15 protein-coding genes are annotated in these 14,482 nt (G+C 63.3%); 5 read left to right on the top strand and 10 right to left on the bottom strand.

The features are described from left to right. Positions 1 to 44 precede the first annotated feature (44 nt). Positions 45 to 584, bottom strand: a complete 540-nt coding sequence (locus AC3A5O_RS04365; protein ID WP_305468762.1) for a type 1 glutamine amidotransferase domain-containing protein — start codon at positions 582 to 584, stop codon at positions 45 to 47. A 233-nt stretch (positions 585 to 817) separates the two neighbouring features. Here AC3A5O_RS04365 and AC3A5O_RS04370 point away from each other — a divergent pair, with 233 nt between their 5' ends. The 3 genes from AC3A5O_RS04370 to AC3A5O_RS04380 are packed head-to-tail and all read left to right on the top strand — an operon-like array spanning position 818 to position 2,851. After that, a complete protein-coding gene (locus AC3A5O_RS04370; RefSeq protein ID WP_163006816.1) occupies positions 818 to 1,633 on the top strand; it encodes an HDOD domain-containing protein in 816 nt (271 codons plus the stop codon). Positions 1,634 to 1,663: 30 nt separating this feature from the next. After that, positions 1,664 to 2,476 (top strand): bifunctional DNA-formamidopyrimidine glycosylase/DNA-(apurinic or apyrimidinic site) lyase, encoded by an 813-nt coding sequence (gene mutM, locus AC3A5O_RS04375; RefSeq protein WP_106273994.1) that lies wholly within the window; start codon positions 1,664 to 1,666, stop codon positions 2,474 to 2,476. A gap of 54 nt (positions 2,477 to 2,530) precedes the next feature. Further along, complete coding sequence (locus AC3A5O_RS04380) at positions 2,531 to 2,851, top strand: multidrug transporter (RefSeq protein ID WP_122567418.1); 321 nt, start codon at positions 2,531 to 2,533, stop codon at positions 2,849 to 2,851. A gap of 147 nt (positions 2,852 to 2,998) precedes the next feature. Here the strand turns inward: AC3A5O_RS04380 and AC3A5O_RS04385 are convergent, their stop codons facing one another. The 5 genes from AC3A5O_RS04385 to AC3A5O_RS04405 form a co-directional block, all read right to left on the bottom strand. Continuing rightward, positions 2,999 to 3,250, bottom strand: coding sequence for a YfhL family 4Fe-4S dicluster ferredoxin (locus tag AC3A5O_RS04385; protein ID WP_003206534.1), 252 nt, complete (start codon positions 3,248 to 3,250; stop codon positions 2,999 to 3,001). A gap of 133 nt (positions 3,251 to 3,383) precedes the next feature. Continuing rightward, positions 3,384 to 3,863, bottom strand: coding sequence for a pantetheine-phosphate adenylyltransferase (gene coaD / locus AC3A5O_RS04390; protein WP_003177462.1), 480 nt, complete (start codon positions 3,861 to 3,863; stop codon positions 3,384 to 3,386). A 329-nt stretch (positions 3,864 to 4,192) separates the two neighbouring features. Then, the gene (locus AC3A5O_RS04395) at positions 4,193 to 5,788 is read right to left on the bottom strand and encodes a GMC family oxidoreductase (RefSeq protein WP_305491284.1); all 1,596 of its coding nucleotides are present in this window, start codon (positions 5,786 to 5,788) and stop codon (positions 4,193 to 4,195) included. Between the two features lie 150 nt (positions 5,789 to 5,938). Further along, a complete protein-coding gene (locus tag AC3A5O_RS04400) occupies positions 5,939 to 6,484 on the bottom strand; it encodes a twin-arginine translocation pathway signal protein (RefSeq protein WP_487752877.1) in 546 nt (181 codons plus the stop codon). 27 nt (positions 6,485 to 6,511) lie between these two features. After that, positions 6,512 to 7,942, bottom strand: a complete 1,431-nt coding sequence (locus AC3A5O_RS04405; protein ID WP_487752878.1) for a coniferyl aldehyde dehydrogenase — start codon at positions 7,940 to 7,942, stop codon at positions 6,512 to 6,514. A gap of 148 nt (positions 7,943 to 8,090) precedes the next feature. Between AC3A5O_RS04405 and AC3A5O_RS04410 the strand changes: the two genes are divergently transcribed. After that, positions 8,091 to 8,762 carry a TetR/AcrR family transcriptional regulator gene (locus AC3A5O_RS04410; RefSeq protein WP_122567414.1) on the top strand — a complete coding sequence of 224 codons (672 nt, stop codon included), beginning with the start codon at positions 8,091 to 8,093 and terminating at the stop codon, positions 8,760 to 8,762. Positions 8,763 to 8,794: 32 nt separating this feature from the next. After that, complete coding sequence (locus AC3A5O_RS04415) at positions 8,795 to 9,649, top strand: sulfurtransferase (protein WP_305468759.1); 855 nt, start codon at positions 8,795 to 8,797, stop codon at positions 9,647 to 9,649. A gap of 268 nt (positions 9,650 to 9,917) precedes the next feature. On the opposite strand, the gene AC3A5O_RS04420 is transcribed toward AC3A5O_RS04415, so the two are convergent. From AC3A5O_RS04420 to AC3A5O_RS04435, 4 genes are read right to left on the bottom strand one after another with little or no spacing between them, the layout of a single operon-like run. Beyond that, positions 9,918 to 10,916: a hydrolase gene (locus AC3A5O_RS04420; RefSeq protein ID WP_122567813.1), complete on the bottom strand. Its 999-nt coding sequence runs from the start codon at positions 10,914 to 10,916 to the stop codon at positions 9,918 to 9,920. A 31-nt stretch (positions 10,917 to 10,947) separates the two neighbouring features. Beyond that, positions 10,948 to 11,559, bottom strand: a complete 612-nt coding sequence (gene rsmD / locus AC3A5O_RS04425) for a 16S rRNA (guanine(966)-N(2))-methyltransferase RsmD (protein WP_122567412.1) — start codon at positions 11,557 to 11,559, stop codon at positions 10,948 to 10,950. Next, the gene (locus AC3A5O_RS04430) at positions 11,559 to 13,049 is read right to left on the bottom strand and encodes a M16 family metallopeptidase (protein WP_305468758.1); all 1,491 of its coding nucleotides are present in this window, start codon (positions 13,047 to 13,049) and stop codon (positions 11,559 to 11,561) included. Before AC3A5O_RS04430 ends, rsmD begins: the two co-directional genes overlap by 1 nt. Beyond that, positions 13,042 to 14,397 (bottom strand): M16 family metallopeptidase, encoded by a 1,356-nt coding sequence (locus AC3A5O_RS04435; protein WP_122567410.1) that lies wholly within the window; start codon positions 14,395 to 14,397, stop codon positions 13,042 to 13,044. Before AC3A5O_RS04435 ends, AC3A5O_RS04430 begins: the two co-directional genes overlap by 8 nt. Positions 14,398 to 14,482: the final 85 nt, after the last annotated feature.

Genomic DNA, 14,482 nt, shown 5'->3' on the forward strand with positions numbered 1-14,482 from the left:
ACATCGTGTCCCCAGCTCGACAGTTTGGCAGTGGCCTCAAGTTATCAAGCGGACAACGCGCTGATCAACTCGCGGTTGAACGCCGGGATGTCATCGGGTTGGCGGCTGCTGATCAACGTGCCGTCCTTGACCACTTCCTTATCGACCCAGTTCGCGCCAGCGTTGACCAGGTCATCCTTGAGGGTCTTGTAGCTGGTCATGGTCTTGCCCTTGACCAGCCCGCTCGACGCCAGCAACCAGCCGCCATGGCAAATCACCGCAATGGGCTTGCCCGCCGCCTCGAAGCCCTTGACCAGTTTCTGGGCGTCGGGGTCGATGCGGATGGTGTCGGAGTTCTGCACGCCACCGGGCAGCACCACGGCGTCGTACTGCTCGACATTGGCGGCCTTGAAGGTCAGGTCGATCGGGAAGTCGTCGGCCGGCTGATCATGGTTCCAGCCTTTGACCTGGCCTTCGCGGGCCGAAATGATGTCCACCTTGACGCCGGCCTGTTCCAGCGCCTGCTGGGGGCCGGTCAGTTCGGCTTGTTCAAAACCGTCGGTCACCAGGATGGCGACACGTTTGTTGTTCAGGGAGCCTGGCATGAAAAAATCTCCTCAAGCTGAGTGGCTGGGTTGCCGATTCAAGCCTGTAGGCAGGCTTGGCTGTCGGCCCTGTAAAGTCCGAAGCCGATGCCTGGATGAAAGTTCCGCCGATCTACCCGGCGGTATATCGGATCCATCTTTCAGGGTTAGAATCCCCGCCTGACCCAGAGTGTGTACTCATGTCCAAAGAACTTTCCGCCGAACAGATCCAACAGTCCCTGCAAGGGATCAGTGTGCCGCCCCAGCCGCAGATCATGGTGGATCTGCAGATGGAGCAGTACATGCCCGACCCGGACCTGGAGACCATCGCCAAGTTGATCTCCCAGGACCCGGGCCTCTCGGGGGCCTTGCTCAAGATCGTCAACTCGCCGTATTACGGCCTGCGCAACAAGATCACCTCGATCCAGCGCGCGGTGAACCTGCTGGGCAGCCGTTCGATCATCAACCTGATCAATGCGCAGTCGATCAAGGGCGAGCTGCACGACGACGCCATCGTGACCCTGAACCGCTTCTGGGATACGGCCCAGGACGTGGCGATGACCTGCCTGACCCTGGCCAAGCGTGTCGGCCTGGAGAACGGTGACGAAGCCTATGCCTTGGGGTTGTTCCACGATTGCGGCGTGCCGTTGATGCTCAAGCAGTTCCCCAACTACATGAGCGTGCTGGAAGAGGCCTACGCCAATGCCAGCGCCGAGTGCCGGGTGGTGGACACCGAGAACCGCGTGTTCAACACCAACCATGCGGTGGTCGGCTACTACACCTCCAAATCCTGGCGCCTGCCGGATCACGTCAGCCAGGCCATCGCCAACCACCACAACGCCCTGGCGATCTTCAGTGACGACTCTTCACGCAACAACAGCCAGCTGAAAAACCTGCTGGCGATCCTGAAAATGTCCGAAAACATCTGTGCGTCCCACCGGGTGCTCGGCAATCAGGCCGAAGACCATGAGTGGGATAGCGTCGGCAGCCTGGTGCTCGACTACATCGGTTTGTCGGAATACGACTTCCAGACCCAGAAACAGGAAATTCGCGACCTCGCCTCTCGTTGAGTGCGCGGCGTCGCCTGACGCGAGAACCCCATGCCAGAACTGCCGGAAGTCGAAACCACCCGTCGCGGTATCGCGCCCCACCTTGAAGGCCAGCGGGTCAGCCGCGTGGTGGTCCGTGACCGACGCCTGCGCTGGCCAATCCCGGAAGATCTCGACGTGCGGCTCTCGGGCCAGCGCATCGTGCAGGTGGAGCGGCGGGCCAAGTACCTGTTGATCAATGCCGAGGTCGGCACGTTGATCAGCCATTTGGGCATGTCCGGCAACTTGCGCCTGGTGGAAATCGGCATGCCCGCCCTCAAGCACGAGCACGTGGACATCGAGCTGGAGTCCGGCCTGGCCTTGCGCTACACCGACCCTCGGCGTTTCGGCGCGATGCTCTGGAGCCTCGACCCACTCAATCACGAGTTGCTGATTCGCCTCGGCCCCGAGCCGTTGACCGATCTGTTCGATGGCGAACGGTTGTTCCAGCTTTCGCGGGGGCGCTCCATGGCGGTCAAGCCGTTCATCATGGACAACGCGGTGGTGGTGGGCGTGGGCAATATCTACGCGACCGAGGCGCTGTTCGCCGCCGGGATCGACCCGCGCCGGGCCGCGGGGGGCATTTCCCGGGCGCGTTACCTGAAGCTGGCGATCGAGATCAAGCGCATCCTCGCCCATGCCATCGAGCGCGGCGGCACCACGTTGCGGGATTTCATCGGTGGGGACGGCCAGCCCGGCTATTTCCAGCAGGAGCTGTTCGTCTACGGCCGGGGCGGGGAGTTGTGCAAGGTCTGTGGCACGGGGCTGCGGGAAATCCGCCTGGGCCAGCGCGCGAGTGTCTGGTGTCCACGCTGCCAGAGCTGATGCGTCCGACGGTCTATAGTCAGTAGTCAACTGCTTTAGCCGAAGGATCGCCCGATGAAACCTCTTCGACCTGTCGTTCTAGCGCTGCTGCTGAGTATCGGTTTGCCTGCCCTGGCAAGCAGCGGCAGCGGCGACCCGCGCTACACCATCCAGAATCCGCCGGCTTTTGCCATGATCGGTGATCTGCTGATCGCCCGCCCACTGCTGCTCGCCGCCACGGTGATCGGGGCTGGGGCGTTCGTGGTGTCGTTGCCCTTTACCGCGCTGGGTGGCGGGGTCGGTGATGCGGGGAAGGCGTTGGTGGTGGACCCGGCGAAGGCCACGTTCGTGCGGTGCCTGGGGTGTGTGGGGGAGGGGTTTGAGCGGCAGGAGTGACAGTTGGTTTTGGGGTGTGGCTGATGGCCTCATCGCGAGCAAGCTCGCTCCCACAGGGATCTGCTGTGTCTACACCATTGGGGGCTGAAGCAAATCCCTTGTGGGAGCGAGCTTGCTCGCGATGGGGCCAGCAGGGCCGCCCAAAATTCAAGCCTTGCCAGTGATCTTGCGATATTTCGCCATCAACTGCTCTTCCGTCTCCGGATGAGCCTCGTCCAGCGGGATGCAATCGACCGGGCAAACCTGCTGGCACTGGGGTTCGTCGTAATGGCCGACGCACTGGGTGCACAGGTTCGGGTCGATGACGTAGATCTCCTCGCCTTGGGAAATGGCCTCGTTCGGGCATTCGGGTTCGCAGACGTCGCAATTGATGCAGTCGTCGGTGATGATCAGGGACATGCAGGCTCCTGCCGGGGCGTTTGGCCCGGGCATCTGAAAACGTATGGGCGCAATTGTGCCGCATTGGCGAGCGCAGTGCACGCGGGCGCGATGGACTGCGTTGCGCTACGAGGTGGCTCGCAGCGCCAGCCGGTTATTTCTTGAAGCGCAGAGTCAGCGCATCGGCCACGGCCGGGTGGACGAACTTGGTGATATCACCGCCCAACGCCGCAATTTCCCGTACCAGGGTCGAGGAAATGAAGGAGTAGCGCTCCGACGGCGTCAGGAACAGGCTCTCGACGTCCGGTGCCAGTTGGCGGTTCATGTTGGCCAGTTGGAACTCGTACTCGAAGTCCGAGACCGCACGCAGGCCGCGCAGGAACACATTGGCGTTCTTTTCCTTGGCAAAGTGGGCCAAAAGCGTCGAGAAACCGACCACTTCCACGTTGGGCAGGTGTTTGGTGACCTCGCGGGCCAGTTCCACACGTTGCTCCAGCGGGAACAGCGGGTTCTTCTTCGGGCTGGCGGCGACGGCAATGATCACATGGTCGAACAGGCGCGCGGCGCGTTCGACCAGATCGCCATGGCCCTTGGTAATAGGGTCGAAGGTACCTGGGTACAACACTCGGTTCATCGCGTCGTCCTGGCGGGAGTCCGTTGGGGAGTCGGATGGTATCGCAGCCTTCTCGGTCGGCCAAGTCGGCTGTTGGATAAGAAAGCACTATAGACGCTGCGAATAGTCCAGATATCCATGCAATGTTGCGCACCTAAGTAAGCAGATGAATCTGTGGCGAGGGGATTTATCCCCGCTGGGCTGCGAAGCGGCCCTGAACCCAGCCACTGCAGTGTGCCAGGCTGTTTGCATTCAGCCTTTTGGGGCCGCTGCGCAGCCCAGCGGGGATAAATCCCCTCGCCACAATGATTCAAACCATCCTTTACTTTAAGTGAATAGCCTTGGGATATTCATGGCGTTTTCAGGCGTTCGGCCAGGGCTGTCGCCAATTGTGCGGTCAGCCCATACACCGACAATTGTGGGTTGGCGCCGATGCTGGTGGGGAACAGCGAGCCGTCATGGATCGACAGGTTGCCCAATTGGTGATGGCGGCCCAGGCTGTCGGTGACGGCGGTTTTCGGGTCCTCACCCATGGCGCAGCCACCCATCACGTGGGCACTGCCCAGGCGCGTGCGGTACAAGGCCAGGTCGAGCCCGTCGATCAGCGTGCGGGCTTCGGCCAGGGTCTTCACGTAGCGGGCGTCGTTGTGCAGGGGCATCACTGCCTTGGCGCCGCCGGCAAACTGGATCTCGGCCATGCTGTGGAAGGCCCGGCGCAAGCCGTCCCAGGTATACGGCGAAACGGGGTAGTCGAGCACGGGCGTGCCGTCGCTGCGTAACTCGACGCGACCGCCGGGGCTGTCTGGGTGAAAACCGTCGCGCAACAGCGCGAGCATGGCGTGGGTGTGGGGCAGTCGGGACATGTGCAAGGCGTTCTCGGGGCCGAACCCACCCAATAACGTGGTCGCGAGGGCCGGGTGCAAGGGTGGGACTTCGAGCTTGTAGGACATCTTGCCGGTGATCCCGTCCTGCCATTGGAAGTGATCCGAATAAATCGATTGCGGCGCACCGTAGAACGGGTTGATGACCTCGTCGAATTGCCCTGCGGACATGTTCACCAAGTGCAGGAAAGTGCGCTTGCCCAGGCGTTCGTGCGGGTCTGGCGCCGCGGAGCGCAACAGCAGGCCCGGGCTGTTGATGCCGCCGCCCGCCAGCACGTAGTGCCGCGCCTTGATGGTGATACGCCGCCCGGTCGGCACCACGCAACGCTCGTCCATGGCCTGGCACTCGATGCCTACGACGGCATCGTTTTTGATCGTCAGGCGCTCGGCCCGCGCCAGGTAAAGCAGCGCGCCACCCTTGTCCAACGTGGCCGGGATGGTGGTGACCAGCATCGACTGCTTGGCGTTGGTCGGGCAGCCCATGCCGCAATAACCCAGGTTCCAGCAGCCGCGGACGTTGCGCGGGATGACGTGCCAGGCGTAGCCCAATTGTTCACAGCCTTTGCGGATCACGTCATTGTTGGCGTTGGGCGGGACGAACCACGGCGCCACGCCCAGGCGTTGTTCCATCTGTGTAAACCAAGGCGCCATTTCGACGCGGCCGTGGCCCTTGACGTTGTGCTCGGCGGCCCAGTGGTCGAGGGTCTGGTCGGGGGTGCGGAAGCTGGAGGTCCAATTGATCAGCGTCGTGCCACCGACCGCCCGGCCCTGGAGAATGGTGATGGCGCCGTCCTTGCTCATGCGCCCGAGGCCTTCCTGGTACAGGCTGCTGTAGGCCTGGTCTTCGAGCAGCTTGAAGTCATGGCTGGTCTTGAGCGGCCCTTCCTCGATCAGCAACACGCGGTAGCCGGCAGCACTGAGAATTTCCGCCGTGGTGCCGCCACCGGCACCGCTGCCGACGATGGCCACGTCGGCTTCCAGGGTCAGATCTTCGGTCAGCTGCGCGCCGTTGTAGGTGGTCCAGCCACGAGCGAGGCCTTCGCGGAAGGGATCGGGTAGGGGCATGTTCAGGGCTCTCTTATTGTTATGAGATTGCGATAGGCCCTTTGCGGGAGCGAGCTTGCTCGCGATAGCGGTGTGTCAGTCAATCGATAGGTGGCTGATGCGACGCTATCGCGAGCAAGCCCGCTCCCACAGGGGGTCGGGGTCTGGCTTTCAGACCGTTGGCGGTCCTGGATACCCGCAATGCGCCCAGGCTTCGGATTGGGTGTACCAGGCCATCATCACCAATTGCAGCAACGAACTGTGGCCTTGTCGCAGCAGGTCCAGCGAACTGTTTTCCCACCGGTCGAGGAACTGGCGGATGTCATCGGCACTGGCGTTTTCCCACGCCCCCCACACCCCGGTCAGGGGGCCACGGGTCACGCCTAGCGTAAGCACATCGAACAGCTGATGCGTGAGCTTGAGCATGGCGGGGGACAAGTGGGCCAGGCTTCTGTCCAGGCTGCCCAGGGTCGCGTCAATGGCGGCAGGGAGCTGCCCGATGGCCATTGCACCGTCCAGCATCATGGGGATGACGGCGCGTAAAAACGCCAGGTCGCTGTCGCGCAGTGCCGCCAGGCCGTTGGCCGGTTGGCTAGGCGAGCAACCGCTCAGGCTGGCGCCCAGCCCGACGGTGGCCAGGAAGGCGCTGGCGCCGAGGCTGAATTTCAGCAGGCCGCGCCGTGACAGCGCGGGGGTATCAGTGAGGCTGGGGTTCATTGTTGTGATTACCCGGCAAGAGACGCGTCAGCGGACAAACAGCTTCTGGATCAGCTTCTGCAAGGGCTTGCCGTAGGGCGGATAAATCAGCTTCGCCGCGTTGAATCGCTGTTTGGTCAGCACGCCCTTGGCCTTGCTGAAGGTCAGGAAACCCTCTTGCCCATGGTAATGCCCCATTCCCGAGGGCCCGATGCCGCCGAACGGCATGTCATCCTGGGCGACGTGCAACAGCGTGTCGTTCAGGCAGACGCCGCCGGAATGGGTTTCGTGGAGCACACGATGCTGTTCGGCCTTGTTGTAGCCGAAGTAGTAGAGCGCCAGCGGGCGGGGGCGCTGATTGATGTAGGCAAGCGCCTGGTCCAGATTGTCATAAGGAACGATGGGCAGCAGCGGGCCGAAGATCTCGTCCTGCATGACGGTCATCTCATCGTTGACGTTGAGCAGCAGACTATGGGCCATGCGGCGGCCCTGGCCTTGTTCGAACAGCTCGATCAGCAACGCGCCCTTGCCGGTGGCGTCGCTGATGTAGCCGTTGAGCCGCGCCAGTTGTCGTTCGTTGATGATGGCGGTGTAGTCCGGGTTGTTCGCCAGGGTCGGATAAAACCCGCGGACCGCCTCGCGATACGCCTCGACGAACTCGCCGACGCGGTTCTGCGGCACCAGCACGTAGTCCGGGGCGACACAGGTTTGCCCGGCATTCAGGGTTTTGCCGAAGGCAATGCGTTCGGCGGCGTCCTTGATGGGGACATCGACCGACACGATGGCCGGCGATTTCCCACCCAGCTCCAGGGTGACCGGGGTCAGGTTTTCGGCAGCGGCGCGCATGACATGTTTGCCAATGCTGGTGGCACCGGTGAACAACAGGTGATCGAAGGGCAGCTTGGAAAACGCCATGCCCACCTCTGCCTCGCCGAGCACCACGCACACCAGGTCTTGGGGGAAGACACGGGCCAGCAATTGCTTGAGCAGCAAGCCGGTCGCCGGTGTCGATTCGCTGAGCTTGAGCATCACCCGGTTGCCGGCCGCCAATGCCCCGACCAGTGGCCCGATGGCCAGGAATAGCGGGTAGTTCCACGGCACGATGACCCCGACGACGCCCAACGGCTGATAGATCACCTTGGCTGAGGCCGGTTGAAAGGCCATGCCTACCTTGCGTCGGGAGGGTTTCATCCAGCCTTGGAGATGGCGGCTGGCGTAATGGATGCCGTGCAGGCTCGGCATCAGTTCGGCCAACAGGGTTTCGTCGGCGCTGCGGTGGCTGAAATCCTGGCTGATGGCGTCGATCAAGGCTTGTCGTTCGTTGCTCAATACCTCGCGCAGTGCCTTGAGCCATTGTCGGCGCTGTTCGGCCGGTGGCATCGGGTGGGCAGCGTAGGCCTGGCGCTGGGCATCGAAGAGCGACCGCAGCTCCTCCAGTTGTTGTTGAGACTCGTGCAGGTAGGCAACGTCGGCAGGCATCGTCAGGCACCGGATATTATTAGAATGGGTGTTTTCTAGAGCTTATACTCTATAAAGTCAATGACATCCGCAACGGCTGTGGGTTTTTCCTGTGACCGATAGGTCGTAAGATGCCGATCAATGCCTTCGTCGAATTAAAGCCCAAACCATGGCCCCACGAATGAAAACCAGCGAGCGCATCGTGCAAAACAGCCTCGAGCTGTTCAACCAACAGGGTGAGCGCAGCGTCAGCACCAATCACATCGCCGCCCACATGGACATGTCCCCGGGCAATCTCTATTACCACTTCCCCAACAAGCAGGCGATCATCGCCGTGCTGTTCAGTGAATACGAGAACCTGGTGGACAGCTTCCTGCGTCCGCCCCAGGGCCGGGCGGCCACGGTGGATGACAAGCGCTTCTACCTGCAGGAACTGTTGGCGGCCATGTGGCGTTACCGCTTCCTGCACCGGGACCTGGAGCATCTGCTCGACAGCGATCCGGACCTTGCGGCCCGCTATCGGCGGTTTTCCCAGCGCTGCCTGATCCACGGCACCGCGATCTACGAGGGCTTTGTTGCCGCCGGCATCCTGAAGATGGACCGGGTGCAGATCGAGTCCCTGACCCTCAACGCCTGGATCATCCTCACGTCCTGGGTGCGGTTTCTGTGCACCACGCGGGAAAATTTCAGCCACCTGAGTGAGCAGGCCATCAAGCGCGGTGTCTATCAGGTGCTGGTGCTGGAAGCCGGTTTCGTGACCGACCAGGCCCGCGAGGCGGTGGATGCGCTGTTCAATGAATATTACGTCCCACTGGCCCAGACCCTGGAGGAAGGGCAGTAGGACCGACCCCGACTCAGCCACAGGAGCTCACCATGCCCATCGCGCAACTCATCAGCCCCCAAGCCCTCGAACAGCGGCGATCACAGCCCGGGCTGGTCATCCTCGATTGCCGTTTTGCCCTGGAAGATCCGGATTACGGCCAACGCAGCTATGCCGAGGGCCACATTGCCGGGGCGTCGTTCGCGGACCTTGAGCGCGACCTGAGCGGGCCGGTGACCAAAGGCGTGACCGGGCGTCATCCGCTGCCGGAGCCCGAGGCCTTGATCGCGCGTCTCAAGGCTTGGGGGCTGGATAACGACAGCGACGTCGTGCTGTATGACGACGGCCCCGGCGCCTATGCCGCCCGGGCCTGGTGGCTGCTGGCCTGGCTGGGCAAGCGCGATGGTGTGTACATCCTCGACGGTGGGCTCAAGGCCTGGCACGCCGCCGGCTTGCCCTTGAGCCTGGATCCGCCGCAGAACAGCCTCGGGACTTTCACGGGGGCGCCGGATGCGAGCCTGCTGATCAATGCGCAAGCGCTGCAACAACGCCTCGGTGAATCGGCCATGACCCTGCTGGATGCCCGGGCGCTGCCGCGTTTCAAGGGCGAAATCGAGCCGATCGACCCAGTGGCCGGGCATATCCCGGGCGCCCAGTGCGCAGCGTTTACCGACAACCTGGGCGCCGATGGACGCTTCTTGCCGGCTGATCAGCTCAAGCAGCGCTTCGCCGAAAAACTGGGCGAACGTTCGCCCACCGAACTGGTGGCGTACTGCGGCTCCGGCGTGACGGCGTGCCACAACCTTTTTGCCTTGTGCCTGGCAGGGTATCCCTTGGGGCGGCTGTACGCCGGCTCGTGGAGTGAATGGATCAATGATCCCCAGCGGGGCGTGGCGAAGGGCGAATAACGCTCACCCCCCCAAGTCTCTGTGGGAGCGAGCTTGCTCGCGATGGCGGTGTGTCAGACAACTTCAATGTCGCTGCCCCACCGCTATCGCGAGCAAGCTCGCTCCCACAGGGGATTCTTAGTGAGCACCCACTCCGCGAACACCCCGGAAAAAACTGTGGGAGCGAGCTTGCTCGCGATGGCGGTGGGTCAGTCAACCTCAATGTCGCTGTCCCACCGCTATCGCGAGCACGCTCGCTCCCACAGTGATTTTTGTTGTCTGCGAATCGTCAGCCGCGCCCCAGGCTGGCCAGCCAATCAGGGATCCGCCGCTCCAGGTAATACCCCGGGCGCCGCAGGGTTCCGTCGACAAAACCCACATGCCCGCCCCGGGCATGCAGTTCAAGTTGGGTCGAGGCGGATAACTCGCCGGGTTCGGGCAGGCTGTGGGGAAATACAAAAGGATCGTCGGCGGCCTGGATGACCAGGGTCGGCGTGCTGATGCCCGCCATGAAATAGCGGCTGGAGGCGCGGCGGTAGTAGTCCGCCGCGTCGGAGAACCCGTGCAGCGGCGCCGTCACCCGGCCGTCAAAGTCCCAGAAGGTGCGCATGTTCTCCAACGGGCCAAGCGCCGACAGGGTCGCCAGGCCTTCGTGGCGTCCGTCGTGCTGGAACCGGCGTTGCTTGTTGCGCACATAGGTCACCAGCTGTCGCATGAAGTGCGCCTGGTAGAACTTGGAAAATCCCTGGCCGATGCGATCGGCGCACTGGTCGAGGCGAAACGGTACCGAGACCGCCACCGCGCCTTGCAACTGGCTGTCGCGGCCGGCTTCCCCCAAGTGCTTGAGCAACACATTGCCGCCCAGTGAATAACCCACCGCAAACAGCGGCGCCAAGGGCCGTCGGGCACGCAAGTGGGCAATGGCGGCGGCCAGGTCTTCGCTGACGCCCGAGTGATAGCTGCGAGGTAGCAGGTTCGGCTCGCCCGAGCAGCCGCGCCAGTTCAAGGCCGCGCTGGCCCAGCCCTGGCGACCGAGTGCCTGCTGCAACCCGGCCACGTAAGGCGAGTTGGAAGAGCCGGTCAGCCCGTGCAACACCAACACCAGCGGCGCCTCGGCGCTGTGTGGGCCGTGCCAGTCGAGGTCGAGGAAATCACCGTCTTCCAGCCACAGGCGCTCGCGTTGGCGCTCGATGTGGGTGGTCTGGCGCCATAACGGGCCCCATAAGGTCTGCAGGTGCGGGTTGCCAAGGCCCGGAGCAGGGACGAAACGTTCAGATGCGGCGGACATCATTATTATTCTCGATGCACGGGGCAGCCGTTCAGCCCATGTCCTTTGTCAGACGCTGCCACAACGCGTAATACACCCGTCCTGATTTCTGCTCGCGGTGCAAGCGCCAGTTGCCCGGCAAGCCCAGGGTGGACGGGGCGGTCTCGCTTTCAGTGTAGACCCAGGCATCCTCGGCCAGCCACTGACGTTCCTCGAGCAAGGCGCAGACAGTCGGCAACAGGTTCTGGTTGAAAGGCGGGTCGAGGAACACCAGGTCGAAAGGCGTCGCCGGTTGGCTGTCCAGGTAGCGCAGTGCGTCGGCGGTTTGCACCTGACCGACGGTGCAACGCAGGGTGCCCAGGTGTTCCTTCAGGCTGGAGACCGCCAGGTTGCTGGCGTCCAGCGCCTGGCCCATGGCGGCGCCACGGGACAGGGCCTCGAGAAACAGCGCGCCGCTGCCGGCGAACGGGTCGAGCACCCGGGCGCCTGCCACGTAGGGCGCGAGCCAGTTGAACAGGGTTTCCCGCACGCGGTCAGGGGTGGGGCGCAACCCTGGGGCATCCGGGAAGCTCAGGCGCCGGCTGCGCCATTCGCCGCCGATGATGCGCAACTGGTTCACACCGTTGTGCACGGGTTTCTTGCTGGAATTCGATGGGCGGGCCATTAGTGCTCCGGAACCCCGAGCGGCTGCTCGGCAGGTTTGTCAGTAGGGGGCGGCAACGGCTTTTGCGGCACGCTCGGGCCGGCGGTGACGATGACCATTTTATCGGTACTCAGGTGTTTGTTCAGCGCGGCCTTGACCTGCTCGACCGTCAGTTCCTGGGATTGGCGCATGAAGTCTTCCAGGTAGCTGAGCGGCAAGTCATAGAAGCCCATGGCGCCGAGCTGGCCGACGATGTCGGCATTGCTGGCGGTGGACAGCGGGAAACTGCCGGCCAACTCACGCTTGGCGTCATCGAGTTCTTTCTGGGTCGGACCGTTCTTGAGGTAGTCGGCGAACACGTCCTGCACCAGTTTCAAGGTGCCCTCGCTCATCTCGGCACGGGTTTGCAGGTTGATCATGAACGGGCCGCGGGCCTGCATCGCCGTGAAGCCGGAGTACACGCCGTAGGTCAGGCCGCGTTTTTCGCGAACTTCAGTCATCAGTCGCGTGCCGAAGCCACCGCCGCCGAGGATCTGGTTGCCCAGGGACACCGCGGCATAGTCCGGATCGTCGCGGTCGATGCCCAGTTGCGCGAGCATCAGGTTGGTCTGCTTGGACGGGAACTCGATGTGCCCGATGCTCGCTTTCGGTTCTACCGGTGGCGGGGTTTTCGCCAGGGCCGGGCCCTTGGGCAGGGCGGCGGACACCTGGTTGGCAATCGTTTCGGCTTCGGCGCGGGACAAATCCCCCACCAGCGCAATCACTGCGTTGCCGGCAGCGTAGGCCTTGGCGTGGAAAGCGCGGGCCTGGGCCAGAGTGATCGGTGGGATGCTGTCGGCGGTGCCGTCGCTGGAGTGGGCATAAGGATGCTCGCCGTACAGGCGCTTCATCAGTTCCAGGCCCGCCAGTTTGCCGGGGTTCTGTTTCTGGTACTCGAAACCGGCCAGCATCTGGTTCTTGATCCGGGCGAAGGAGTCGGCGGGGAAGGTCGGTTTGCCGACGACTTCGGCGAACAGCTTCAAGGCCGGTTCACGCTTGTCGGCTGCGCTGAGACTGCGCAGGGACGCTACGGCCATGTCCCGGTAGGCACCGTTGCCGAAGTCCGCGCCGAGGCTTTCGAAACCTTGGGCGATGGCGCCGACGTCCTTGCCGGCAACGCCTTCGTTGAGCATGGCGTTGGTCAGCAGGGCGAGGCCGGGGGCGTCGCCGTCCTGGCTGCTGCCGGCGGCGAAGGTCAGGCGCAGGTCGAACATCGGCAATTCCCGGGCTTCGACGAACAGCACCTTGGCGCCGTCAGCGGTTTTCCAGGTTTGTACGTCGAGCTGGCGCCGGCTGGGCGCCTTGTCGTCCAGTTCGGCCAACGATTGCAGCTTATTGCCGGACTTGGCCTTGTCCAATGCCTGGCTGGCGTCGGAGTTGCTCGACGGCGACAGGTAAAAGGCCAGGGCGCAGGCCAAGGCGAGCAAAACCAGGCCGATCAGCACCAGGCGCGATGATTTGCGCTCATTCATGAGCTTTCTCCTCGGGCAGGACGTGCGCAACGCTCAGGCGCGAGCGGGTGAAATACAGCTGGGCTGCCTTCTGGATGTCTTGCGGGGTCACGCTTTGCAGTTCAGCGAGCTCTGTGTCCATCAGCTTCCAGGACAAGCCGACGGTTTCCAGCTGGCCGATGGCGGTGGCCTGGCTGGTGATCGAGTCGCGCTCATACACCAGGCCGGCGATGACCTGGGCGCGCACGCGTTCCAGTTCGTCGGCGGTCGGGGCAGTGGTTTTCAACTGCTCAAGCAAGCGCCACAAACCTGCTTCGGCCTGGGCGAGGGTTTTGTTTTTCTGCGTGTTGGGTGTCGCCGACAAGGTGAACAGCGTGTCGCCGCGGGTGAAGGCGTCGTAGTTCGACGAGCCGCCGGACACCAACTCCTCGCCGCGCTCCAGTTGGGTCGGGATCCGGCCGCTGTAGCCGCCGTCCAGCAGGGCTGAGATCAGCCGCAGCGCGTTGACCGACGTCTTGTCCGTCGCGGTGGCGATGCTCGGCACGTTGAAGGCCAGCATCACGCTGGGCAGTTGGGTCTGCACATGCAGGGTGATCTGGCGCTCGCCGGGTTCGGCCAGCTCCAGGGGGATTTTCGCCACCGGCACCGCGCGCCGGGCAATCGGGCCGAAATAGCGCTGGGCCAGGGACTTGACCTCGTCCGGTGTCACGTCGCCGACCACCACCAGGGTCGCGTTGTTCGGGGTGTACCAGGACTCGTACCAGTGGCGCAGTTCCTCGACGGTCATCCGGTCCAGGTCGGCCATCCAGCCAATGGTCGGCGTGTGGTAGCCGCTGGCCGGGTAAGCCATGGCCTTGAAGCGCTCGTAGGCCTTGGACATGGGCTTGTCGTCGGTGCGCATGCGGCGCTCTTCCTTGATCACCTCGATCTCGCGGCTGAACTCCTCCGGCGGCAGGCGCAGGCTGGCCATGCGGTCGGCTTCCAGCTCGAAGGCCACGCCCAGGCGGTCGCGGGCCAGCACCTGGTAGTAGGCGGTGAAATCGTCGCTGGTGAAGGCGTTCTCTTCGGCACCGAGGTCGCGCAGGATCAGCGACGCTTCGCCGGGGCCGACTTTTTCACTGCCCTTGAACATCATGTGCTCAAGGGCGTGGGACAAACCGGTCTGGCCTGGCGTCTCGTAGCTGGAACCCACCTTGTACCAGACCTGGGAGACCACCACCGGCGCACGATGGTCTTCGCGCACGACGACCTTCAGGCCGTTGTCGAGGGTGAATTCATGGGTGGGTTGTGGGTCGGCAGCCAAGGCTGAAAGAGGCAGACAAACTGTGCTGAGCAGCAGGCCTGCGGCGCGGCGGGCAAGAGCATTCATTCGTGTTTAAACCTGTTGGGTTGCCTGCTAGGTCTTAGCCTCAGCAGGCGAGGAGGTGCTAGGATACTGATCCGTTTTACTGGCG

This window comes from Pseudomonas sp. Soil_N_39, assembly GCF_057655955.1.